This window comes from Microbacterium sp. NPDC058021 (genome assembly GCF_042885955.1).
Lineage (GTDB): Bacteria > Actinomycetota > Actinomycetes > Actinomycetales > Microbacteriaceae > Microbacterium.
Genome location: NZ_JBHVRF010000003.1, coordinates 413,121 through 437,093 on the forward strand (window position 1 = coordinate 413,121; position 23,973 = coordinate 437,093).

A 23,973-nucleotide genomic window follows, 5' to 3' on the forward strand; every position below is an offset into this window, starting at 1 on the left:
CCGCGCCTGAGCCCTACGCCCCGACGAGGCGGGCGAAGGCGCTCAGCCGCGCCACGCCCTCCGGAGTGCGCGGCAGGTCGTCGAGCACACCCGGGGCGTACACGACGTAGGCGGCGTACTTCGCGCGCGAGACCGCGACGTTGAGCCGGTTCTGCAGCAGCAGGAACTCCAGCCCGCGCGGGGCGTCTCGTCCACTGGATGCCGCGAGCGAGACGATCGCGATCGCCGCCTCCTGCCCCTGGAACCGGTCGACGGTGCCCACGGGCACGTCGCCGAATCCGGCTGCGGCCAGCGCCTCCTCCACCTGCACCTGCTGCGCGTTGTACGGCGTCACCACGATGATGTCCGCGGGAGTCAGCCGTCGCGGCGGCGCACCGGCGCCGTCGGTCCACGCCCGCCCGACGACGTCGCGGACGATGCGCACGACCTCCGCCGCCTCCTCGGGCGACTGCGTCGCATTGCCGTGATGCCGCACGGCGACGGGGTGCACTCCCGGCTCGATGCCGGCCACCAGCCGCTCCGCAGCCGACGGGTGGGAGGCCAGCTCACCGGCATACGCCAGCTCCGACACGGGCGCGGCGACGGCCGGATGCATGCGCCACGTCTGCGCCAGGAAGTACCCGTACGCCTCGTCGATGACCTCGGCGCCGTCCATGACCCACCCGAGGGCGGAGGTGTCCACCGGTTCGGGGTGGGTCCCCTGACTGACCTGGGGCAGCTGCTGCGGGTCGCCCAGCAGCAGCAGCCGCGACGCGGCGACCGAGACGGCGATGGTGGATGCCAATGAGAACTGGCCGGCCTCGTCGATCACGAGCAGGTCGAGGCTCTGGCGCGGCACGCGGGCGGGGTGGCAGAAGTCCCACGCCGTGCCGCCGACGACGAACCCGCCGGGCTGATCGGCGGTGAAGGCGGCGACCCCGTTCTTGGCGATGACGGTGAAGGACTCCTCCCCCGTCGGGGCGTCCTTGATCGCTTTGGCGACCTGCCCCTTCGGCACTCCCGCCGCGACGATGCGGTCGAGCATGTTCTCGACGACGGCGTGCGACTGGGCCACCACGCCCACGCGGAAGCCGCGCTCGGCCACCAGCCGCGCGATGACGTGCGAGCCGACGAAGGTCTTGCCGGTGCCGGGAGGTCCCTGCACGGCGAGATAGCTGTGGTCGAGGTCGGCGATGGTCGCGGTGATGTCGGAGATGCGGTCCCCCGTGCCGCGCGCCAGGGCTCCCGAGCGCGTGCGCGGCGGGATGCGGCGCAGCAGGTCCGTGGCGGCATCGGCGGGCAGAGCCGGGCTCGCGGCGATGACGGCATCCGCCCACTCGTCGATCGCACCCTGCTGGCTGCCGGCCGCGGGCGGGCCCTCGGGGGTCAACGCGACCGGCAGCTCTGACCAGGTGAACCCGTCGACGGGCGTCTCGCTGACGATGACGCCGTCATCGAGCACCTCGACGATCTCGGCCGAGCGCGCGGCGTGCAGAGCGCGCGGCCCGGCGTCGACGGGGAAGGGCGCGGGCCGCTCGTACACGAGGTAGGGCCGCCCGCGCTCCTTCAGCCGGGTGCCCGGTGCCGGCTCGCCGCGGAGCTCCACGAGGCGGCGGTCGACCCTGCCACCCTCGGGGCGATGCCAGTCCTCGAGCACGCGGGACCGCTCGGCGTCGAAGACGACGACGTCGCGGGCGTCGGCCCACACCGACACCGGCTCGCGCAGCCGCAGGAAGTGCGTGGCCCAGAACGTCTTGCGCTCGCGCGGGTAGTAGTCGATGGCGGCGGCCGCCAGCCGCAGCGCCCGGGCGTCGGCGTCGTCCTCGGTCGCGGCGAGCCGACCGAGCGCCTCGGCGCGCGGCGAGGGGTCGTAACCGGAGTCGACCGGGTCGGGCTCGACGGAAGGCCGCATCCCGGCATCCTTCGCCCGTTCGACGAGCCAGTCGCGCAGCCGCCGCGTGGAGACGCAGTCGTAACGGTTGTAGTCGGCGAGGTCGGCGAGGATCTGCTGGGATGCCGCGGTGTCGCCGTCGGCGGCGTGGGCGCGGGCCTGCACGTACTTCACGATCGAGTCGTCGCCGCGCTGCACGTCGCTCGTGCGCACCTCGTCGCCCATGTACAGCGGCTCGAGCTTCTTGATGGAGTACGACCGCGACCCCACCCGCAGCGCGCGGCGCACGATCGGGTACAGGTCCACGAAGACGCCGTCGCGCAGGAGCCGGTCGACGTCGCCCTCGCGCACGCCGTAGCGGGCCGCCATCTGCAGCAGGTGCGTCGGCTCGTAGGGGGCGTAGTGATAGATGTGCATGCCGGGGCGCTCGCGGCGGCGCAGCGACACCAGGTCGAGGAAGCGCTCGAACGCGGCCCGCTCCTCGCCGAAGTCGTGCGCCCACAGCGCGCTGTACTGCTCGCGCACGTCGACCCAGCCGAAGAGGTAGTCGATGCCCCACGTCGTCCCCGCACCCTCGGTGTAGAGCGGATCGCCCTCGAAGTCGAAGAACATGTCGCCCGCATCGGGCAGCGGCAGCGCGCCGAGCGCCTGCGGGAAGACGACCTCGAACGTCGGGATCGGCGCCGGCCCGGTGACGGGCGCGAGAAGGCCCGCGGGGTCGGCCGCGCCCGAATCGCCGGCCGCGACAGCCTGTGCGACCGCGACGGATGCCGCCGGCTCGGGCACGCCGGCGGGACTGTCCAGCTGCAGCCGCGCCTGCGTGCGCAGGCTCGCGAAGACGTCCCACGACATGCGCGCGGGTGCCTCGCGGGCTGCGGCGAGGTCGTCGATCGTCGTGATGCCGCCGGCGCGCAGCCGTTCGCGCTGCACCGGGCGCATGCCGGCGACCACCAGCAGGTCGCGGTGCGCAACGACCTCGAGGTCGCATGTCGCACAGCGGCCGCACGCGATGACGCCCAGCTCGCCGCGCGGGTCGCCCCACGGGATGGGCGCCCCGGCGGCCCCCGCCGCCACCTCGCGATCGGCGATGAGAGCGAGCAGGCGGGCGCGGCGCAGTCGGAAGGTGGGGAGCAGGTCGCGCACCGCGTGGGTCGAGACGGTGCCGTCGCCCAGCAGCAGCTCGACGTGGTCGGCGCGCGCCACCCCGAGGGCATCGAGCTGCACGACGTAGGCCGCCAGCTGCATGAGCGCTGTCACGCGCGCGTGACGGGCGAGCTTGGTGTCCTGCACGACCCAGCCGCCGGTGGCGGGATCGCGCACGAGGAAGTCGGCGAAGCCCACGAAGTCGGTGGCGGCGAAGGCCGCCTGGTAGATGACCTCGGCATCGGAGCGCAGTGCCTCGTTGGTGCGCTGCACCGCGTCACCGAGGGCCGTGGCATCCGTCGACCGGGCCTCGGGGATCTCGATCACCTGGCCGGGAAACTGGTCACGGTACGCCTCGAGCACGCGGTGCTCGTGCGCCATGCCCAGGCGGCCGGCGCGCTCGAGCGTGAGGTCCACGGGCTCCTCGACGGCCGCCACGCGCCCCAGCTTCGCGTCGATCGCGCGGAGCCACGCGAACTCGCATTCGGCCGCGGCCTTCAGGTCGCTCGCGCTCCAGACGATTCGGGCTTCGTCCTCGATGTATCGCATGTCCACCTTTCGCCTTCGACCCTAGCCGCGGGGTCCGACAGTGCCAGACTGGACGGATGAGCCTCCCCTTCGAGAGCATCTACCGGCACGGTTACGCGCGCATCGCCGCATGTACGATCCCCCTCGCCGTCGCCGACCCGGCGACCAACGCCGAGTCGGTCCTGGCGTCGTGGCGCGAATGCCACGACGAGTCGGTGGCCGTCGCGATCTTCCCCGAACTGTGCCTGAGCGGGTACTCCATCGAGGACCTCGTGATGCAGGATGCCGTGCTGGATGCCGTCGAGCAGGCGATCGAGCGGCTCGTGGCGGCATCCGCCGATCTCTTCCCCGTGCTCGTCGTGGGCGCGCCGCTGCGCCACGGCAACCGGCTCTACAACTGCGCGGTCGTCATCCACCGCGGCGAACTGGTCGGGGTCGCGCCGAAGTCGTACCTGCCCACCTACCGCGAGTTCTACGAGCGCCGCTGGTATGCCGCCGGCACGCCGTGGGACGGCGAGTCGATCCGCGTCGGGGTGTACGAGGCCGTCTTCGGCAACAACCTGCTGTTCGACGTGCGCGACGTGCCGGGGCTCGTGCTGCACGCCGAAGTCTGCGAGGACGTGTGGGTGCCGATCCCGCCCTCGTCACGCGCGGCACTGGCCGGCGCCACGGTTCTCGCCAACCTCTCCGGCAGCCCGATCACCATCGCCCGGGCCGACGACCGCAAGACGCTGTGCCAGTCGCAGTCGCTGCGCTGCCTCGCCGCCTACGCGTATGCCGCTGCCGGCATGGGCGAATCGACGAACGACGTCTCATGGGACGGCCAGACGATGATCTACGAGGGCGGCACGCTGCTGGCGGAGACCGAACGCTTCCCCGAGGGCGCCCGCCGCAGCGTCGTGGACATCGACCTCGATCGGCTGCGCCAGGACCGCATCCGTCAGGGCACGTTCGACGACAACCGGCTCGCCGACGGCGGCGAATTCCTCACGGTGGAACTTTTCCTGGAGCCGCCCGCGAAGGACATCGGTCTGCGGCGCCCGCTCGACCGGTTCCCCTTCGTGCCCGACGACCCGGCCCGCCTCGACCAGGACTGCTACGAGGCGTTCAACATCCAGGTGTCCGGGCTCGAGCAGCGCCTCCGCGCCATCGGCGGCCCGCGCCCCGTGATCGGAGTGAGCGGCGGCCTCGATTCCACACACGCGCTGCTCGTGGTCGCGCGGGCGATGGACCGCATGGGCCGCCCCCGCAGCGACATCCTGGCGTACACGATGCCCGGCTTCGCGACGAGCGAGCACACCAAGTCCAACGCCATCGCCCTGGCCGAGGCGATCGGGGCGACGATCTCCACGATCGACATCCGCCCCGCCGCGAACGAGCTACTCAAGGGCATCGGGCATCCGTATGCCTCCGGCGAGCCGGTCTACGACGTGACCTTCGAGAACGTGCAGGCGGGGGTGCGCACCGACTTCCTGTTCCGCATCGCCAACCGCGAGAACGGCATCGTGATCGGCACGTCCGACCTGTCCGAGCTCGCACTCGGCTGGGCGACGTACGGCGTCGGCGATCACATGAGCCACTACGCCGTCAACGCGGGGGTGCCCAAGACCCTCATCCAGCACATCATCCGCTGGGTCATCGCCCACCGGCCCGGCGCCGGATCAACGCCCGATGACGCCGCCACGAGCCTCAGCGACGAGGCCGTGTCGGTGCTGCGATCGGTGCTCGACACCGAGATCAGCCCTGAACTGGTGCCGGCCGGCGAAGACGGCAAGGTGCAGTCGACCCAGGACACCATCGGCCCGTACGCGCTGCACGATTTCACGCTGTTCCATGTGCTGCGCTACGGGTTCCGGCCCTCGAAGATCGCTTTCCTCGCCGAGCACGCGTGGGCCGATCCGGATGCCGGTGCGTGGCCGCCCGGATTCCCCGAGGACGAGCGCTACGGCTACGACCGCGAGACCATCGTGCGGTGGCTGCGGGTGTTCCTGCAGCGCTACTTCGGGTTCGCGCAGTTCAAGCGCTCCGCGATCCCCAACGGCCCGAAGGTCACCGCCGCCGGGTCGCTGTCACCCCGCGGCGACTGGCGGGCACCGAGCGACGGCAACGCCCGTGCGTGGCTCGCCGAGCTCGACGCCGCGTTCCCGCCGGCGTAGCAGCGCGCGGCATCCACTCCCCCGTCGCGCGATGCGGGTTGCGGGCGCGCGGAAGCGCAACACGCGACGGGCGAGCGAGCGCCTGGGGGCGCGGGGCGGGCTCAGACGGTGAGCGACCCGTAGGCCATCGTGATGATCCAACCCTCGCGGGACAGGTCGACGAGGTGGTACCCGGACTTGCGGTCGGGCAGCCATCCCTTGCGGCCGGTGGGATCCAGCCGCACGTGCTCGGCGGCCACGCGCACGCCGCGGCCGTCGGCCTCGAGCACAGCCTGCACCTTCGTCCAGTGATCCACGAGCGCGGGGATGTTGTTCTCGTCCAGCAGGTGCGAGTGCTTCTGCATCATGTGGATGTCGACCGCGTCAGGGTGCATGTCGCGCACGTCGATGCCGAGCGGCATCGACGGGGCGGCGACGGCGACGACGGTGGCCGCGCGGAAGCTGGCCGTCTTCACGGCGTAGGGCAGGTCCTCCCCGTTGCGGGAGGCGATGAGCCGTGTGTGGTAGCCGTACCCCCGGGGAGGTTCGCGCTCGACGCGGATCTCCTTCGGGTCGCAGCGCACGAGCCCCGCGACGATCTCGCGGGTGAGGATGCGGCGACGGTCGTGCACGCTGACGCTGGGGTCCCAGCCGAGCCGAGCGGTGATGCCGTCGGGCGTGTCGAGCGGAATGGATTCCATGACGTACCTCTCCCCGGCGGAAGGACCGCCGAATGTCTCATCTTCGCCGAGAACACGTCGAGTAGCCACGCCACCCGCCCGTGCAAAACCTCTCGGATTCCTCAGCTGCCGCCGGCGATGATGCCGATGACCCCGGATGCCAGGAAGTAGACGCCGATGGCTCCGACGACGAGCCAGATGAGGACGCGCGTCGGCGACGGCTTGTTCTTCTGCGGATCCGCGGAGCTCATGCCGCTACGACCGCGAGCCCGAGAAGACCGCGCGCAGCGCGAAGAAGACGATCACCGCGACGACGGCCACGATCGCGAGCTTCGCGACGAACCACAGGAGGCTGCCGAGCACGCTGACCAGGATCCACGCGATCACGACCGCAGCGATCACGCCGACGACGGTCCACAGAGTGCTTGTGTTCATGACGCCAGCTTACGAGGCCGCGAGCACGTCGTCCTGCCGGATGAGGCTGGGCCCGCGCGGCGTCGCCTCGACCAGCAGCTGAGCGGGCAGCTGCTCCTTCATCGCCTCGACGTGGCTGATGACGCCGACGGTGCGGCCGCCGGCGCGCAGCTCGTCGAGCGTGCGCATGGCGAGCTCCAGGGTGTCGGCGTCGAGCGAGCCGAACCCCTCGTCGATGAACAGGGTGTCCAGCCGCATCCCGCCGGCGCGCGCCGTGACGACTTCGGCGAGCCCGAGCGCGAGGGCGAGCGAGGCGAGGAACGTCTCGCCGCCGGAGAGCGACTGCGGCGGCCGCAGCTGGCCGGTGTGGGCGTCGAGCACGTCGATGCCGAGACCTGATGCCGCGCCGCGGGCGGCCCGCGCGTCGGAGTGGTGCAGCGTGTACCGCCCGGCCGACATCTCCTCGAGCCGCACGTTGGCCGCCGCCACGATCTCCTCGAGCTCGGCGGCGAGCACGAACGTCTCGAGATCCATCTTCATCGTGTTGGGCGCGCGCCCGGCTACGGTGTCGGCCAGGCGCCGCACGGCCTCGGCCGCCTCGGCGTGCTCGGCCACCGCCGCGTAGGCGTCGTCGGTCTGCACCACGAGGTCGCGCAGGCGTGCCGCGACGTTCTGGGCATCGCGCTCCGCCGCGATCGCCGCCGCGCGCGCGGCATCGGCCGTCGCCACGGCGGCCGACGACGCGTCGAGGTCCACCGGGTCCTCGGAAGTGCCGGCGAGTTCCAGTTCGAGTTCGAGCGTGCGCACCCGGGTCGCCTCGAGTGCGGCGTCGTGCGCGGCGACGCGCTCGGCCAGGGCGCGCACGGCGCCGGCGTCACGCAGGGCACCTGTCGCGTCGGCCGCGTCGGCGAAGTCGGATGCCGCCAGGCGCTCGTCGAGCTCCGTCGCGGCCGCCGCGAGGTCGGCGTCGGCGCGGGCGACGGCGGTGAGGGCGGCGAGGCAGGAGCGGGCGGCCTCGCGCCGCACGGTCGCCTCGGCGACGCGTTCGGCCACGGTGGCGCAATCGCCCCGTGCCGCGTCGACGGTGGCGCGGATGCCGTCGAGCGTCGCCCCGAGTGCGGCCACCGCCGCACCGGCATCGGTCAGCTGCGCGGCGAGCTCGTCGCGAGCCACCTGCGAGGCGGTGTCGAGCGCTTCGAGTTCGCGGCGCTGGGCCGCGAGGAGGTCATGCTCGCGCACGGCGGTCTCGGCGGCGGCGAGTGTCTCCTCCGCGCTCGCGAGCGCCGCCTCGAGCACGTCGAGCGTCTCACCGCCCGCGCGGGCGGCCGCCGCGGCGTGCCGGTCACGTGCGGCGCGCGCCGCCTCGGCGGCGGTGCGGTCGGCAGCCTGTGCGGCATCCCTGGCGGCTTCGGCCGCGGCGAGCATCTCATCGGTCACCGGCTCGTCGCCGCGGGCGGCGGGGTGCGGGTGGGCGGTCGAGCCGCAGACCGCACAGGCCTCACCGTCGACCAGCGCCGCGGCGAGATCGCCGGCGTAGCCGTCGAGCCGCCGTCGCAGCAGCGCGGTGACAGCCGCCGCGGCCGCATCGGCGGCGGCCGACGCGTCGAGGCGGGCGACATCGGCTTCGCGGAGCGCGACGGCGAGCATCTCGGTTTCGCGCGCAGCGACGACCCTGGCCGCAAGGCCGTCCCGCTGGGCGCGCGCGGTGTCGAGCGTGGCCGCCTGCGCCCGGGCCGCGGCGAGGAGGTCGCCGAGCCGGGCCAGTTCCGCGGGGATCTGCGCGCGCTGTTGGTCGAGGGCCTGCAGCTCCCGTTCGAGCGTGGCGACGCGCTCGGCCGCCGCGGCCGTCTCGGCCTCGCGGGCGGCGAGCGCGGCCTCCTGCTCGGCGGCGGCCGACCAGACGGCGAGGTCGCCGGTGAGCTGCTCGACGTAGCGGGCGAGGTCGGTGTCGGGATCGGGCGCGACCTGCTCCCACACCCGCTCGGCCGTGGCGGCGTCTGCGGCCGCCGCCGTGGCGGCCCGCGCCGTGCGGGTGGCCGCGTCGAGCACCGAGCGCAGTGCCTCGGCGGCGCGGGCGCGCTCGAGTTCGCGCCGCGCCTGTGCGATCCGTTCGGCATCGGCCTCGAGCGCCGCCAGCCGCGTCCGGGCCTGTGCGAGATCGGCCTGCGCCTTCGCCAGCGCCACCCGTTCGGCGTGGGCGGTCGTCGCCGCGGCGAACGCCGCATCGGCAGCCGCCCGTTCGCGAGCGAGCGTGTCGAGTCGGTAGTCGGCGCGCTGCACCGCGATCTCGGCGGCCTGGCGGCGCCCGGCCAGGTCGTCGGGTGCGGCGCCGTCACCGGCGAGCGCATGCTCGGTGATGAGGCGCTCGGCCTGGTCGAGCAGCGTGCGGGCGTGCTCGCCGAGGGTGTCGAGCCCGGCCTGCGCCGCCTTGCTGCGCTCGCCCAGGGCGCGCACGTACTCCTCGTAGCGCCGTGTGCCGAACAGCGTCCGCAGCAGCGGCTGACGATCGGCGCCGGAGGCGAGCAGGAACCGGGAGAACTTGTTCTGCGCGAGCAGGATGACCTGCTGGAACTGCTGCGCGTTGAGCCCGATGATCTCGTCCAGCGCCAGCCCGACATCGCGCGGCTTGGCGGCCCGGCCGATCCACACGCCGTCGACCAGCTCCTCGAGCTCGGCGCGGGTCGCCTCGGTCGTCAGGCCGCCGCCGCGACGGGCGGGCCGCTGATACTCCGGCGCGCGCGTGACGCGCCACCGGCGGTCGGCGACCGTGAACTCCAGCCGCACCTCGGTCGGGTCCTCGGGCGCGCAGTGGTCGCTTCGGAGGCGTTTGTCGCCGCTGTCGTAGCGGGGCACGCTGCCGTAGAGCGCGAAGCTCACCCCGTCGAGGATGCTCGATTTGCCGGCACCCGTGCGGCCGGAGATGAGGAAGATGCCGTCGCGCTCGAATGCGTCGAAGTCGACGGTCTGGGTGGCCAGGAACGGGCCGAACCCGGTGAGGTCCAGGCGGTGCAGCTTCATGTGGCCGCCTCGGCAACCGTGCGCGCATCGAGGACGTCGTCGATGAGGGCGGTCTCTCGCTCGTTCGCCCCGTCGCCCTCGCGCACGTGACGCAGGAAGGCGTCGAGCAGCTCGCGGTCGCTCCGCGCCGACCGCACCCGGCGTGCGTAGCTGAGGCCGTCGTCACGCGTCTTCTCTGCGGGCTTGTGGGCCACGCACGCGCAGTGCGGGAAGCGCTCCTGCAGCCGCCGCATCGGGTCGCGCTGCGGCAGCGTGTCGGTGTACTCCACCGACACCCAGTCGCCCTCGTGTCCGGCGTACGCCTCGTCGGTGAGCAGGTCTTCCAGCGGGGCGGCGAGCGTGACGAGCCGGCGCGGCACCGGCAGCTCGAGCCAGGTGACGTCGGCGAGGCCCGTGGCATCCAGCTCGACCAGCCACGACCCGCGCGGCTTGTCCCCCTCGCCGAAGCTGTAGTGCAGCGGCGCGCCGGCGTAGCGCACGCGCTGCGACAGCCGCTGCCGCCCGTGGATGTGGCCGAGCGCCATGTAGTCGACGCCGTCGAAGGTGGACAGCGGCACGACGTCGAGCCCGCCCTGCTGGATGTCGCGCTCGAGGCGCGGCGTGGGCTCCACGCCCGCAGCGAAGCAGTGCGCCACGGCGATGGAGCGCCCGCCGCGGGTGGCGAGGTCGTCGCGCACCAGCTGCATCGCCCGCCCGAGCACCTGAGCCTGCGTACGCACCCCGGGCCACACGTGCCGCAGCAGCGCCGGCTCGAGGAAGGGGATGCCGTAGATGTGCACGGGGCCGTCGGCGTCGCTGACCGTGATGGGCGTGCCCACCGTCTGCGGGTCGGTGACGACGTGGATGCCGGGCCGCAGCAGCGTCGACTGGAACCCCAGCCGCGCCGCGGAGTCGTGGTTGCCGCTGGTGACCACCACCTGCGCGCCGGCGTCGGCGATGGCCGCGAGCGTGTCGGTCAGCAGCGCGTAGCAGCCGGCGGCGGGGGTGGCGGAGTCGAACACGTCGCCCGCGACGATCACGACGTCGACGTCGTGATCGCGCACCTGCGCCACGAGCGCCCGCAGCACGCCACCGAGCGCATCGAGCGTGGAGTGACCGTGGAAGGTCCGCCCGATGTGCCAGTCGGAGGTGTGCAGGATGCGCATGTCTTCACGGTAATCGGCACCGCCGACATCGACGGGGAGGATCGCCCGCGTAGGCTGGGTCAGCCGTGACCACCGCCCTCCCCGTCTCCTCGCCCTCGTGGCGCAGCTGGACGGTGTGGGGGGTCGGGGTCGTCGCCTACATGCTCTCGGTCACCAACCGCACCTCCCTCGCCTCGGTCGGGGTGGATGCCTCGCACCGCTTCGACATCGACGCGTCGACGCTGTCGATGTTCGCCGTCATCCAGCTGGGCGTGTACGGCGCGATGCAGATCCCGGTCGGCCTCATGCTCGACCGCTGGGGCGCGCGCCCGCTCATCACGGCGGGCATGGCCCTCATGGCCGCCGGTCAGCTCGTCATGGCCGTCTCCCCCGATGTGGGCATCGCGATCACCGCGCGTGTGCTGCTGGGGGCGGGGGACGCCGCGGTGTTCCCGAGCGTGCTGCGCGTCATCGCCACCTGGTTCCCCGCGCAGCGCGGACCCGTGATGGTGCAGCTCACCGGCATCCTGGGTCAACTCGGTCAGATCGCCGCGGTCGTGCCGCTGGCGGCGCTGCTGCACGCCACCAGCTGGTCGGTCGCGTTCGGCAGCCTCGCGGGCTTGTGCGTGCTGTTCACGGTGCTGGTGCTCGCCGTCATCCGCAACCGGCCGCCCGACCGCGACACCGACGTCACGGTCGACACCGACACCGGCACGATCCGCGTCGTCACCTCGGCCGTCGACACCCGCGTCGGCATCCGTGCCGCCTGGTCGCACCCCGGCACCCGCCTGGCGTTCTGGTCGCACTTCACGACCCCGTTCGCGGGATCGGCGTTCGTCATGCTGTGGGGCTTCCCCTTCCTCACCGCCGGCGAGGGCCTCACGCCCGGTCAGGCCGCGCTCGTGACCACCGTGTACGTGCTCGCCGGCATCTGCATCGGACCGATCATGGGCGCCCTGTCGTCCCGCGTGCCGCATGTGCGCTCACGGGCGCTCGTGCTGCCGTCGATCGTGGTGCAGGCGGTGGCGTGGCTCATCGTCATCGCCCAGCCAGGACCCGCACCGCTGTGGATGCTGCTCGGCCTCGCCATCGCCCTGGCCATGGGCGGCCCCGCGTCGATGATCGCCTTCGATCACGCCCGCACGCACAACCCGTCGCACCGGCTGAGCACCGCCACCGGCATCACGAACGCCGGCGGCTTCCTCGCCGGGCTCATCGCGATCTTCCTCATCGGGGTGGCGCTGGATCTGCAGGGTGCGGGCACCCCGGAGACCTACACGCTCGACGCGTTCCGGCTCGCGTTCCTCACGCAGGTGCCGCTGTGGGTCATCGGGAGCGTCTTCATCGTGGTGGAGCGCAAGCGCACCCGCATCCACATCGGCCTCGACAGCCCGCGCCGCCCGCGCCGCCCGCGCGACGGTCAGGCCACGCGCGGCGCGTAGCGCCCCGACTTCTCCGCCCGGGCGCGCGCCTTGGCCGCCTCCTCCTCGCGGTTCTTCGGCGGAGCGACGGCGACGAGGTCGGCCAGCAGATGCCGCGTCGCATGCTCGATCTCATCGACGGCCCGATCGAACGCCTGTGCATTGGCCTTCGAGGGCTTCGTCGTGCCCGAGATCTTGCGCACGTACTGCAGCGCGGCCGCGCGGACTTCGTCGCCGGTCGCGGCGGGTTCGAAGTTGTGAAGGGTGTGGATGTTCCGGCACATGCGGTCACCGTACGCTCCGGATGCCGCAGCGACCACCCCGCAGCCCCGCACACCGCGCCGCGCCCTGCGTCCGCTCAGGGTGCCGCGGCGGCGAGCCCGTACTGTCGTACGGTGAGCGACCCCGCACCCCCGGCTCCCGAGCCCCGCGTCAGCACCTTCCGGCACGACGGCGCACAGCTGGTCGTCGAGGAGACCGGCGACGGGACGCGGACGTTCCTACTCGTGCACGGCATCGGCATGGGGCGCCGGGTGTTCGGCGAGCTGGTCGCCCAGCTCGCCCCCTACGGCCGGGTGGTGGCGGTGGACCTGCCCGGATACGGCGATGCCGCCGAGCCGGCCCGCATCCCCACGATCGAGCGGCTCGCCGACCTGCTCGCGGCGTACCTGCGCGCACACGATGCGCCCGGTGAGACGATCGCCATCGGCCACTCCATGGGCACGCAGGTCGTCACCGAGCTCGCCTCCCGGCATCCGGGGCGGGTCGACCGCATCGTGCTCGTCGCCCCGACCGTCGACCCCGCCGCCCGCACCGCCCTCGGGCAGCTCGCCCGGCTCGGGCACGATCTGCTCATCGAGAGCCCTCGGGTGCTGTTCGTCGGCGCCCGGGAGTACGTGCGCGCCGGGCCGCACCTGCGTCGCAAGATGCGGGCCATGCTCATCCACCGCCCCGAGCACGCCTATCCGCACGTGCGGGTGCCGGCGCTGGTGATCCGCGGCGAGAACGACGTGGTGTGCCCACCCGGGTGGTGCGCGCAGGTCGCGGCCGCGCTCGGGACCCAGGTGGTGCAGATCCCCGGGCACGGCCACGAGACGATGATCCGCGACGCGGCACCCGCCGCGCGCGCGATCCTCGCCGACCTCGGGATTCAGCCCGTCGACACCTGACGCGCCAGCTCCGAGACCTCGTCGTCGGGCAGGTGGATGCCGGCTTGCTCCAGCCGCTGGTGCAGCACCTCGACGATGCGCTCGTGCGGCTCGGTGGCGACGTCGGACCGGGTCTGCGCGACGATGCCCGCGACCTTGTCGACCTCGGGCGCGTTGTTCTGCGACATCGCCGGCAGCCGCTGCTCCTGCGCGTCCGAGAGGTCGCGCTGCTGCGTCTCGCTCACGGTGAGCGTGTCGCGGCCCTCGTCCTGACCGTGGTGATCCGCTCCCATGGGCTCGCCGTCGATGACACCGACACCGACCGCCTCGTGGCTCGGCGGTCCGGCGGGCGGCGCGGAGCCGTCGACGGGCTCGGCTGCGGAGTCCGTCCCGTCGGCCTGGTCTGCTGGGTCGGTCTCGCGAGGGCTGGCCGCGGCCGTCTCCTGCATCGCCGCCGCGTCCGCGCCACCCTGGTCGGGGTAGTTGCCGCCGGTGTTGTCGAACTCGTTCTCGCGTTCGCGCTCGGTCATGATTCCTCCACTCCCAGGTCGGGGTCGGTGCCGCGGGACGGTTCGGGCGATTCGACATCGCCCACGTCCTCCGGCGCACCGCTCAGGTCGGGCGAGCCGACGGCATCCGCGTTGCGCTCGCGCGATTCCACATCGTCGATGCCCTCCCACCCACCGGGCGGGTCGGCGTCGATGACGCCCTCGGGCAGTTCCTGATCCGGGGTTGCGGTCATGGGATGCTCCTCTCGTCTGCGTCCCACTCTCGCCCCGCACCGGCGGGTGCCGCATGGGGTTGACGGATGGCCCGCCGCGGGCCTAAGCGCCTGCGTGCGACGGGAGCGCGCTCAAGCCGTGTGAGCCTCGCGCAGGATGCCGCGGTGGCGCGGGTTGGCGTCGAACCAGTCGGCGACGTACCAGCAGGTGGGGACGACCGAACGGTCGCCCCGGGCTTCGAGCTCGGCCACCGCGTGCGCGACCAGCTGACCCGCGTAGCCGTGCCCACGGAATGTGGGCACCGTGTAGGCGCGCGTCATCGCGACGGTGCGACCGTCGTCGCGGTAGTCCAGCACGCTCACCAGGTCGTCGCCACGGAACATCGCCCAGCGGGAGGCGTCGGTCTGATTCTCGAACCGCGATTCGGTCATGCCGCCAGGCTACGCCTGGGAGGGGACTCCCCAGGCCGGAAGCACGCCGGTTGTGGCCAACGTCACCACGGGTCGGATGCCACGTCCGAACAGCCCGGCGTGGCCGTCGAAGTCACGGGGTTCATCGGGTCACGTCGTTCCGGTCGGCGGTGAACGTCGCGGTGCGGCCGTCGGGCGTCGTCACGAGGACCTCCGCCGTGCCCGTGCCGCCCGGGAAGACGCGGAGGGTGAGCCCGTCCAGGTAGTCGTAATCGGGACGGTCCTCGCGCGCGCCCCACGGCAGCACGGCACCGGGCCGGGCGTAGAGCGGGATGCTGGTGAAGGAGTGTGTCTCGCGCACCCATCTCCCGCCCTCGACGCTCTCGCCGGTCAGCACGCTCGTCCAGGTGCCGGTCGGCAGGTAGAACTCCACCTCGCCGGTCTCGCTGAACACCGGGGCGACGAGCAGATCAGGACCGAGCATGTACTGCCGGTCGAGGTAGGCCGTCGCCGGGTCGTCGGGGAACTCCAGCATCATCGGCCGCATCAGCGGGATGCCGCTCTCGGCCGCCGTGACCCCCAGCCCGAACAGGTAGGGCATGAGCCGCATCTTCAGCCGCGTGAACACCCGGGTGACCTCCACCGCCTCCTCGTCGAAGGCCCACGGCACGCGGTAGGATTGCGAGCCGTGGAAGCGGGAGTGCGAGCCCAGCAGGCCGAAAGCCGTCCAGCGCTTGAACACCCCGGCATCCGGCGTGCCCTCGAAGCCGCCGATGTCGTGGCTCCAGTAGGCGAAGCCGCTGAGGGCGAGCGAGAGGCCGCCGCGCAGGGTCTCGGCCATCGATGCGAACGTCGAGGTGGAATCCCCACCCCAGTGCACCGGCATGGTCTGGCCGCCCGCCGTGGCCGACCGGGCGAAGAGCACCGCGTCGAGATCGCCGCGGGCCTCGACGAGCACCTCGTGCACGGCGGCGTTGTACAGCTGGGTGTAGAGGTTGTGCATGCGCGACGGGTCCGAGCCGTCGAACCACTCCACGTCGACGGGGATGCGCTCCCCGAAGTCGGTCTTGAAGCAGTCCACGCCCTGGGCGATGAGGCGGCGCAGGTGCGCCTGGTACCAGGCGGTGGCATCCGGGTTCGTGAAGTCGACGAGCCCCATGCCCGCCTGCCACAGGTCCCACTGCCACACCGAGCCGTCCTGCCGCGTCACGAGGTAGCCGAGGTCGGCCGCCTCGCGGAAGAGCGCCGAGCGCTGCCCGATGTAGGGGTTCAGCCACACGCACACCCGCAGGTCCTTCTCGTGCAGCCGGGCGAGCATGCCCTCGGGATCCGGGAAGACCCTGGCATCCCATTCGAAGTCGCACCAGTTGAACTCGCGCATCCAGAAGCAGTCGAAGTGGAACACAGACACCGGCAGCTCACGCCGCGCCATCTCATCGATGAACGACGTGACGGTCTGCTCGTCGTAGTCGGTCGTGAAGCTCGTCGACAGCCACAGCCCGTAGGACCAGGCCGGCACGACCGGGGGCCGCCCGGTGAGCGCGGTGTAGCGGGCGAGCACGTCCGCGGGGGTCGGCCCCGCGATGACGAAGTACTCCAGCGCCTCGCCCGGCACCGAGAACTGCACCCGCTCGACGGTCTCGGAACCGATCTCGTACGAGACGTGGCCGGGGTCGTTCACGAGCACCCCGTAGCCCTTGCTGGAGAGGTGGAACGGCACGTTCTTGTAGGCCTGCTCGCTGGAGGTGCCGCCGTCGGCGTTCCAGATGTCGACGGTCTGGCCGTTCTTCACGAGCGGGCCGAACCGCTCCCCCAGCCCGTAGACGAGCTCCCCGACGTCGAGGTCGAGCTGCTCGTGCACGAAGGTGTCGGGGTTGCCTGCCGTCTCGCCGGTGCGTGCGTTGCCGACGATGCCGGGATCCACCTGGGCGCCCGGAGCCAGGCGCACGTAGCCCTGCGCCTTGTGCCCGCTGCCGGTGAGACGGCGCCCCCCGGACTCGAACGACACATTCCACGGCGCGCCCGGCGCGACCCGCGCGGTGAGCGGTCCACTGCGCAGGCTCCCGCCCTCAGCGTCGACGACCGCCGATCCCACCCCGCCGGCGACCGCGCCCGGCAGGTCGAACCCGCCGTGCCACCGCCCGCCCTCGTGGTGCGCGATGCGCACCCGGACGACGCCTTCCAGCGGCGAGGACAGCGTCACGGTGAGCACAGGGCGGTTGAGGGTGTCGCCGCGCTTGGTGATGACCGCCGTGGGCGCGGTGATCACCAAGCCCGGGCCGTCGGCCGTGGCATCCGTCTGCTCGATGTCGTACGCCTCCTGGGCGTACAGGGCGGTGACGCCGGGGCGCAGCTGCCAGAACCCGTCGGTGAACTTCATTACTTGACTGCTCCTGCCGTGATGCCCCGGGTGAGGGTGCGCTGGAAGATGAGGAAGAAGATGAGGGTGGGGATGAGGCCCAGCAGTGCCGACGCGCTCGTCGTGGTGACGTCCATGAGCCGGTCGCCCTGGAGCATGCTGATCGCGACAGGGACGGTCTGGTTCTCGTTGGAGACGAGGAAGGTCAGCGGGATCAGGAACTCGTTCCACGTCCAGATGAAGAAGAAGATCACCAGCACCGACAGCGTCGGCCGCGAGATCGGGAAGATCACGCGCCAGAGGATCTGCCAGCGGCTGGCCCCGTCGATGGATGCCGCCTCCAGCACTTCCTTGGGGAAGGTGCCGTACACCGACGCCAGCAGGTACGTGCCGAACGCGGCCTGGATCACGGTGAAGACGATGATCACCGACCACACGTTGTTGTAGAGGCCGACGGCCTTGAACATGTAGTACAGCGGGTAGAGCAGTGCCTCCTGCGGCAGCAGGTTCGCCAGCAGGAACAGCAGCACGATCCACGACCGGCCCTTGACGCGCCCGATGCCGATCGCGAAGGCGTTGAGCACCGAGATCAGCACCGCGAGCACGGCGACCATGCCGGAGATGAAGAACGAGTTCCACACCTTCTCGGGGAAGTTCACCCGTTCCCAGAACGCCACGATGCCGTCGAAGTACAGCGCGCTCGGAAGCTGCAGGGGTCCGCCGTTGGAGTAGTCCGCGGGCGATTTGAACGAGTTCACCAGGATCAGGTAGAACGGCGCGATGATCGCGATCGCGGCGATCACCGCGAAGGTGAGCATCAGCCAGTCCACACCCGTGCGCTTGCGCATGCCCCCGCGGGGGCGGGCAGCGCGGCGGCTCCGCGCGGGCGGGGTCGCGTGGTGCGTGCGGCGGGACCGTACCGGGGCGGACGTGGTCGTGGCGGCCATCACAGTCCCGCCCTTTCTTTGCGCTCCGCGGCGTTCTGCGCGCGGATGAACAGCACCGACACGATCGCGATGACGATCGTCAGGGCCGTGGCGATGGTCGCGCCGTAGCCGACCTGCTGGGATTGGAAGAACTCCGTGTACGCGTAGTACGCGGGGACGATCGTCGAGGTGCCGGGTCCACCGCGGGTGAGCACGTACACGGGGCCGAAGACCTTGAGGGCGGCGATGGTGCAGGTGAGGGTGACGACATAGATCTCGGGGCGGATGATCGCCACCGTGATCGCGCGGAACCGCTGGATCCAGTTCGCGCCGTCGAGCTCGGCGGCCTCGTACAGCTCGGGGTCCACCCGCTGCAGCGCCGCCATGAAGACCACGACGGGGTATCCGATCTGGATCCACACCAGCACGACCATGAGGCTCACCAGCGCGGTGTCAGGACTGCCGAGCCAGTTGTGGGCGAGCGCGCCGAGCCCGATGCTCTCCAAGATGGTGTTCAGCGCACCGTCCTGCGGTCGCAGGATCCAGCCGATCACGATGCCGGCGATCGCGGCGGGCAGGATCTGCGGCAGGTAGTACGTTGCGCGCAGGAAGCTCGCGGTCTTGCCGCCGAACTTGCGGCCGACGAGGTCGAACAGCAGCGCGGCGAGGATGAGCCCGACGAGGGTGGGGACGACCACCATCGCCACGATCATCCACACGCTGTTGCCGAACGAGGTCCAGAACTTCGCGTCGCCGAACAGCTGGATCCAGTTGTCCAGGCCGATGAACTCGGGCGGCTTGATGCCCCGCCACTCGGTGAAGGTGAGGAAGAGGTTCCAGCCCAGCGGGATGATGACGATCACCGTCAGCAGGGTGAACCCGGGCAGCAGATACAGCCAGTACGAGCCGGAGCCGCGCCCACCCCGTTGCGGGATGAGCGGCTCCTCCGGTGGCAAGGGGGTGCGCTTGGCCTTGGCGGGGCGCACGAAGGGAACGGCGGTCATGACCTTCTCCTGTGGCAGGGTGCCCGGGCGGCCGATCAGCCGCCCGGGCAGCGGATCAGCGGAAGTCCGCCACGTAGGAGTCGTACTCGGCGCCCAGCGACTGCTGCACCTGCAGAGCCGACTTGGTGCCGTTGACGAGCTCCTGCAGCTCGGCGACGAGCGTGTCGTAGAAGGTGGGGGTCGGCCAGTCCGGGTAGAACGACAGTCCGTCCTTCTCGTTGATCGCGTTGAACGCCTGGATCAGCTCGAGGCTCTTCTCATCGGTGATGTCGGCTTCGTCGGCCGCGACGGGCAGCCCGCCGTTGTTGCCGATCAGCGCCTGGATCTCAGGGCGCATCGTGATCTCGATGAACTCGTACGCGAGGTCCTTGTTGGCCGCCCGCTCGGGCACGACCCAGAGGTTGCCCGACGACCCCAGGCTGAGGTCGGCACCCGGGAAGGGGAACAGCCCCCAGTCGAAGCCGTCGATCTCATCGCCGAATCGCCCGTACCACCAGCTGCCGGAGACGAAGATCGGGGCCGTGCCGTTGATGAACGACACCCCGGCATCCTCCGCCTTGAGCCCGGTGACGTCGGGCGAGATGTACCCCGCGTCGACGTAGTCGGCCAGCGTCTCGGTGGCGTACGTGATCTCCTCGCCCTCCCAGTCGACCGCGCCGGTGTAGAGCTGGTAGTCATCGACGAAGCCGCGGTCGGCCTGGCTCAGCGCGAGCTGGTACCAGAGCTGTCCGAGCGGGTACTCCAGACCGGCCTCCGCCAGCGGCGTGACCCCCTGCGCGACGAACGCGTCGAGCACGGCCGTGAACTCCTCGTACGTCGTGGGGATCTCCAGCCCCGCCTCGGCGAAGGCGTCGGCGTTGTAGTAGACGGTGACGAACTCGCCATAGTTGGGCACGCCGTACCAGGAACCCGTGCCCATGACGCCGTCTTCGCTGTAGCGTGCCGTCGTCTGCAGCGCGGGAGCGAGCTTGTCGTCCCAGCCGTACTCCTCCACCGCCTCGGAGATGTCGGCGAGCAGGCCCTGGCTGGCCAGGAGCCCCGCCGTCGCGTTGCCTTTGTTGAACTCCATGAGGTCGGGGGCCTCATCGGAGTTGAGCACCTGGCTGGCGGTCGAGCGGATCTGCTCGAAGCTCTTCTCCTCGAACTCCACCGTCGCGCCGGTCTCCTCCTCGAAGACCTTGATGGCTTCTGCCCACGCGATTCCCATCGCGCTGTTGGCGCCCTCGTAGTGCCAGAGGGTCAGCGTGTCGCCGTCGGCGTCGTCGCCGGCTCCCCCGCTGCATCCCGCCAGTGCGAGTGCTCCCGCCGTCAGGGCGCCGACGGCCGCGAGGGCCCGCCGGGTGTGGGTGTGTGTGCTGCGTGCCATCGTCGGCACTCCTTTCTCGGTGACCGTCATCGGTCGGTGTGGTGCTGCGTTGTCGAAGCGCTTCGATGCAGGGCATGCGGAAGCGCCGTGGATGCCGCGGTCAGTCCGCCGCGATGCGGACCTCTGGCGGCGCGGCGATGGAGCCGTGGTCATGGTGCGCGGGTGGGATGAGACGCACGCCGGGCCCGACCCCGCCGGGCTCGAGCGCCTGCAGCGCCAGCTCGACGGCCAGATCGCACGATGCCTGGGGCACCAGCGGGATCGAGTCGACCGGCGCCGAAAGCGCCGCGGTGTCGAAGGACGCCCCCACCGACACGACCGACACATCCTCGGGCACGCGGAGCCCGCGATCGGCGATCTCGGCCAGCACCGCGGCGTGTGCGTCGTCGGTGCAGTGCAGCACGAGCCCGGTCGCACCGCCGTCGAGCAGCGTGGCTGCCGCTCGCCGGGCGACCGCGCGGTCGGAGTGCGTCACCCCGGTGGTCGTGTGCGCGGCCTCGATCGCGCGCTCGCGTGCGCGATCGAGGTAGCCGGCGCGCACGCGGGGTGGGAAGTTCGACGTCGTGTAGGCCGTCTCGATCTGGCCGACCAGTCCGATCGACCGGTGCCCGGCGTCGGCGAGGAGATCCACCGCCACCGCCGCTGCGGTCTCGAAGTCGAGGTCGACGCAGATGAGGCCCTCATGATCGTCGGGGATGCCGATGAACACGGCGGGTGTGGAGATCTGCCGCGCCAACGCGACGCGCGGATCGTCGGGCGCGACGTCGAGCACGAGGATCGCATCGACCAGTCCGTTGGCCGCGACGCGACGCATACCCGCCTGCGCCTCCTCATCGGTGAGCAGGAGGATGTCGTAGTCGTTGCGCCGCGCCGCGATCGCCGTCGCCAGCACGAACGCCATGTGGGTCGGAGCGTGGGTGTCTTTGCGGAGCGGTTCGGTGAGCGCGAAGATCTGCGTGCGCGTCCCCGCCAGCATGCGAGCCCCGGCGTTCGGGCTGTAGTCGAGGTCGCGCACGGCCTCCTCGATGCGCCGCCGCGTGGCCGGCGACACCGGCCGCTTCCCGCTGAGCGCGTAGGAGACGGTGCTGATGGACACCCCGGCCGCCTCGGCCACTTCGTTGATGTTCGCCACGTCGACTCCGTCGTCCCTCTCGCTGTCGAAGCGTTTCGCGGAAGCGCTTCGAGTCGAAGTTAGAGCCGTCGGGGGCGCGAGGTCAAGACGTTTGTGGAAATTGGCAACTTATCCGTCCTGCAGCGCCGCGGGGGGCGCTGCTCGGCGGATTGAGCAATCTGTCACATTTCGTCATCCTCAAGGCGCGGCATCCGTGCGGTTTGACATGCTTCGACATCGTTGGTCATAATGACCCACATGACTGACAACGCACGCTCTCTGTCCGCCGTGGAGGCGAACGGGACTGCCGCCATGATGATGGCCGGCCGTGTTGCTGTCATGTGTTGCCGAATGTGTCGCTGACACGATGACCCCGCCGGGCTCCTGCCGCCGCTGATCTGAACGCCGCGGCCGAGCCCCCGAGCATCGTCACGAACGCCCCCGCGGCGTCGTCGACTGCTTCGTCACCTGGCCAACGTCGGCCCCTCGCAACACACTCCGAACCCACTCCAGGCGCATCGCCCGGGTTCTTCTCCACAAGGACTTCTCCCATGTCGAACACCGCTCTCCTCACCCGTCCCGCCGTCACCCGTCACCTGCGCGCCGTCGAGGACGTCGCCCCGCTGGCCCCGGCGCCGACCGCCCCGGCCGCCGCTCCCGCCCCCGCCGCCCGGCAGCTGCCCGCCGGCACCGCGCCCCGCGGCTTCGCCCTGTACGTCGGCATCGACGAGGCCAAGGCCGCCGAAGACGGCGTCTCGCTGTCGGTTCTGGTCGAGGCACTGCGCCGCACGCTGGGGGAGCTTGCCCCGCACGCCGAGACCTACGCCACCGTCGCCCTCGCCCCCACGACCGCCGGCGGCCGCGATGTCGACGTCGTGCGCCTCGCCCTCCACGAGCCCAGCGCCGTGGCCCGCACGCAGCAGGACGAGCCCGACGAGGATGCCGCCCCCGGCGGCGTCACGGTCGACATCTCCCGCAAGCGCGTGCTGATCGACGGCGCCTCGGCGGCATTCACCTTCAAGGAGTTCGAGCTGCTGCAGTACCTCGTGCTGCGCGAGGGGCGCACCATCGAGCGCACCGAGCTGGTGTCGTCGCTGTGGCAGGGCACCGCCGACGACGACGCCCCCGGCGAGCGCACGATCGACGTGCACGTGCGGCGCCTGCGCGCCAAGCTCGGCCGCTACGAAGACATCGTGCGCACCGTGCGCGGCGTCGGCTACCGCTTCGACCGGCACGCCGACGTCGTCATCCGCTACGGCCACGGCTCGCCCTCGCCCGACCGCTTCTGACCCGCGCCGGCGCTTCGGGCGCTTCCCCTGTCGCGCGCTGCTGCTTGCGCGGCACGCAACCCGCAACAAGCGACAGGCGAGCGGATGCCGCGGGCATCGGCGACGCCAGCGAGCGGGAGCCCACGCTCAGCGGGATGTCGGCGGGGTGCGCGTAGGGTCGACGGCATGAGCACGGTGCACGCGGGACGGATGCCACGCGCAGCCGGTCGCGTCGGCGCGCGGCCCGGCACCATGAACCGCACCGACACCACCGCGCCGACCGCCCGACCCCTCGAGACGGAGTACCGGCCGCGGGTGCCGATCGACGCGGCGGGGGCGATCCGCTACCAGCGGCACGGCGCGCACGATCCGACCTTCGCCGTCGACGGCCAGGTGCTCTGGCGCGCGAGCCGCACCCCCGAGGGCATCGCCACCCTCGCGATCCGCGCCGACCGCGACCGCATCCGCGCGGCGGCGTGGGGACCGGGGGCGGAGTGGGCCCTGCACCAGCTGCCGGCGCTGTGCGGCGGGCTCGACGATCCCACCGGCTTCGACGCCGCGCGGCATCCGCTCATCGCCGACGTGCACCGCCGCAACCCCGGACTGCGCATCGGCCGCACCGACCTCGTCTTCGAGGCGCTCGCGAGCGCCGTGATCGAGCAGAAGGTCACCGGCCTGCAGGCCTTCGGCGCGTGGCGGGTGCTGGTGACCCGTTTCGGCGAGCGGGCGCCGGGCCCCACCCCCAAGCCGATGTTCGCGCCGCCGTCGATCGACGGGTGGCGGCACATCCCGAGTTGGGCGTGGCATCGCGCGGGTGTCGAGCCGCCGCAGGCGCGCACGATCGTCGAGACGGCCCGACGCGGTGCGACGGTCGTGGCGGCGGTGACGGATGCCGGTGCCGGCGAGGCCGTGGACCGGGTGCTCATGAGCCTGCGCGGCATCGGCATCTGGACCTCCGCCGAGACCCGCATCCGCGCCCTCGGCGACCCCGATGCCGTGAGCGTCGCCGATTACCACCTCGCGCATGAGGTGGGAAACGCCCTCACCGGCCACCGCGTGGACGACGACGGGATGCTGGAGCTGCTCGAGCCCTGGGCAGGTCACCGGCAGCGGGTGATCAGGCTCATCTACGCCAGCGGTGTGCGCGAGCAGCGCCGCGGCCCGCGGCTGCACCCCGAAGACCACCGCGACCGCTGAGCGCCGCGAGGGGGCGGCCCTGCACAACGTCGCCAATCCGGCCGGGCCCGCCGCCGAAACCGGGCGCCGCCGATCCGAACGCCCTGAAAAGGCGACATTGTGCGCGCGAGCGCGCGGGATTCGTGCCGG

General features: G+C 71.8%; 20 protein-coding genes. 5 read left to right on the plus strand and 15 right to left on the minus strand.

Features of this window, described 5'->3' with window-relative positions:
• Positions 1–13: 13 nt before the first annotated feature.
• On the minus strand, positions 14–3,562 hold the full coding sequence (locus ACFVR6_RS08885) for a TM0106 family RecB-like putative nuclease (protein WP_386961454.1): 3,549 nt from the start codon (positions 3,560–3,562) through the stop codon (positions 14–16).
• 56 nt (positions 3,563–3,618) lie between these two features.
• Here ACFVR6_RS08885 and ACFVR6_RS08890 point away from each other — a divergent pair, with 56 nt between their 5' ends.
• On the plus strand, positions 3,619–5,697 hold the full coding sequence (locus ACFVR6_RS08890) for an NAD(+) synthase (RefSeq protein ID WP_386961457.1): 2,079 nt from the start codon (positions 3,619–3,621) through the stop codon (positions 5,695–5,697).
• 101 nt (positions 5,698–5,798) lie between these two features.
• On the opposite strand, the gene ACFVR6_RS08895 is transcribed toward ACFVR6_RS08890, so the two are convergent.
• The 5 genes from ACFVR6_RS08895 to ACFVR6_RS08915 form a co-directional block, all read right to left on the minus strand.
• On the minus strand, positions 5,799–6,377 hold the full coding sequence (locus ACFVR6_RS08895; RefSeq protein ID WP_386961460.1) for a hypothetical protein: 579 nt from the start codon (positions 6,375–6,377) through the stop codon (positions 5,799–5,801).
• 101 nt (positions 6,378–6,478) lie between these two features.
• Positions 6,479–6,607, minus strand: a complete 129-nt coding sequence (locus ACFVR6_RS08900) for a hypothetical protein (protein ID WP_386961463.1) — start codon at positions 6,605–6,607, stop codon at positions 6,479–6,481.
• A 4-nt stretch (positions 6,608–6,611) separates the two neighbouring features.
• Positions 6,612–6,791: a hypothetical protein gene (locus tag ACFVR6_RS08905; RefSeq protein WP_386961466.1), complete on the minus strand. Its 180-nt coding sequence runs from the start codon at positions 6,789–6,791 to the stop codon at positions 6,612–6,614.
• A gap of 9 nt (positions 6,792–6,800) precedes the next feature.
• A complete protein-coding gene (locus ACFVR6_RS08910; RefSeq protein ID WP_386961468.1) occupies positions 6,801–9,788 on the minus strand; it encodes an AAA family ATPase in 2,988 nt (995 codons plus the stop codon).
• The gene (locus ACFVR6_RS08915) at positions 9,785–10,933 is read right to left on the minus strand and encodes an exonuclease SbcCD subunit D (protein WP_386961471.1); all 1,149 of its coding nucleotides are present in this window, start codon (positions 10,931–10,933) and stop codon (positions 9,785–9,787) included. The genes ACFVR6_RS08910 and ACFVR6_RS08915 overlap by 4 nt, the downstream gene beginning before the upstream one ends.
• A gap of 140 nt (positions 10,934–11,073) precedes the next feature.
• Here ACFVR6_RS08915 and ACFVR6_RS08920 point away from each other — a divergent pair, with 140 nt between their 5' ends.
• Positions 11,074–12,354, plus strand: coding sequence for an MFS transporter (locus ACFVR6_RS08920; protein WP_386961694.1), 1,281 nt, complete (start codon positions 11,074–11,076; stop codon positions 12,352–12,354).
• Here ACFVR6_RS08920 and ACFVR6_RS08925 read toward each other — a convergent pair.
• Positions 12,333–12,617 carry a DUF2277 domain-containing protein gene (locus ACFVR6_RS08925; protein WP_386961473.1) on the minus strand — a complete coding sequence of 95 codons (285 nt, stop codon included), beginning with the start codon at positions 12,615–12,617 and terminating at the stop codon, positions 12,333–12,335. The two genes, ACFVR6_RS08920 and ACFVR6_RS08925, sit on opposite strands and share 22 nt — an antisense overlap.
• A gap of 111 nt (positions 12,618–12,728) precedes the next feature.
• Here ACFVR6_RS08925 and ACFVR6_RS08930 point away from each other — a divergent pair, with 111 nt between their 5' ends.
• Positions 12,729–13,502, plus strand: a complete 774-nt coding sequence (locus ACFVR6_RS08930) for an alpha/beta fold hydrolase (protein ID WP_386961476.1) — start codon at positions 12,729–12,731, stop codon at positions 13,500–13,502.
• On the opposite strand, the gene ACFVR6_RS08935 is transcribed toward ACFVR6_RS08930, so the two are convergent.
• From ACFVR6_RS08935 to ACFVR6_RS08970, 8 genes are all read right to left on the minus strand, one after another.
• Positions 13,484–14,011 (minus strand): hypothetical protein, encoded by a 528-nt coding sequence (locus ACFVR6_RS08935; protein ID WP_386961479.1) that lies wholly within the window; start codon positions 14,009–14,011, stop codon positions 13,484–13,486. The two genes, ACFVR6_RS08930 and ACFVR6_RS08935, sit on opposite strands and share 19 nt — an antisense overlap.
• Entirely contained in the window at positions 14,008–14,223 is a 216-nt protein-coding gene (locus tag ACFVR6_RS08940) for a hypothetical protein (protein ID WP_386961482.1), read from the minus strand. Before ACFVR6_RS08940 ends, ACFVR6_RS08935 begins: the two co-directional genes overlap by 4 nt.
• Before the next feature lie 111 nt (positions 14,224–14,334).
• Positions 14,335–14,634 carry a GNAT family N-acetyltransferase gene (locus ACFVR6_RS08945; RefSeq protein ID WP_386961485.1) on the minus strand — a complete coding sequence of 100 codons (300 nt, stop codon included), beginning with the start codon at positions 14,632–14,634 and terminating at the stop codon, positions 14,335–14,337.
• A gap of 121 nt (positions 14,635–14,755) precedes the next feature.
• Entirely contained in the window at positions 14,756–16,993 is a 2,238-nt protein-coding gene (gene yicI / locus ACFVR6_RS08950) for an alpha-xylosidase (RefSeq protein WP_386961487.1), read from the minus strand.
• Positions 16,993–17,919: a carbohydrate ABC transporter permease gene (locus ACFVR6_RS08955; RefSeq protein WP_386961490.1), complete on the minus strand. Its 927-nt coding sequence runs from the start codon at positions 17,917–17,919 to the stop codon at positions 16,993–16,995. Before ACFVR6_RS08955 ends, yicI begins: the two co-directional genes overlap by 1 nt.
• A complete protein-coding gene (locus ACFVR6_RS08960; protein WP_386961493.1) occupies positions 17,919–18,902 on the minus strand; it encodes a carbohydrate ABC transporter permease in 984 nt (327 codons plus the stop codon). Before ACFVR6_RS08960 ends, ACFVR6_RS08955 begins: the two co-directional genes overlap by 1 nt.
• Positions 18,903–18,957: 55 nt before the next feature.
• Positions 18,958–20,268, minus strand: coding sequence for an ABC transporter substrate-binding protein (locus ACFVR6_RS08965; RefSeq protein ID WP_386961496.1), 1,311 nt, complete (start codon positions 20,266–20,268; stop codon positions 18,958–18,960).
• Between the two features lie 100 nt (positions 20,269–20,368).
• On the minus strand, positions 20,369–21,400 hold the full coding sequence (locus ACFVR6_RS08970; RefSeq protein ID WP_386961499.1) for a LacI family DNA-binding transcriptional regulator: 1,032 nt from the start codon (positions 21,398–21,400) through the stop codon (positions 20,369–20,371).
• A gap of 530 nt (positions 21,401–21,930) precedes the next feature.
• Between ACFVR6_RS08970 and ACFVR6_RS08975 the strand changes: the two genes are divergently transcribed.
• Positions 21,931–22,668 (plus strand): winged helix-turn-helix domain-containing protein, encoded by a 738-nt coding sequence (locus ACFVR6_RS08975; protein ID WP_386961502.1) that lies wholly within the window; start codon positions 21,931–21,933, stop codon positions 22,666–22,668.
• 231 nt (positions 22,669–22,899) lie between these two features.
• Positions 22,900–23,844: a DNA-3-methyladenine glycosylase family protein gene (locus ACFVR6_RS08980; protein WP_386961697.1), complete on the plus strand. Its 945-nt coding sequence runs from the start codon at positions 22,900–22,902 to the stop codon at positions 23,842–23,844.
• Positions 23,845–23,973 lie beyond the last annotated feature (129 nt).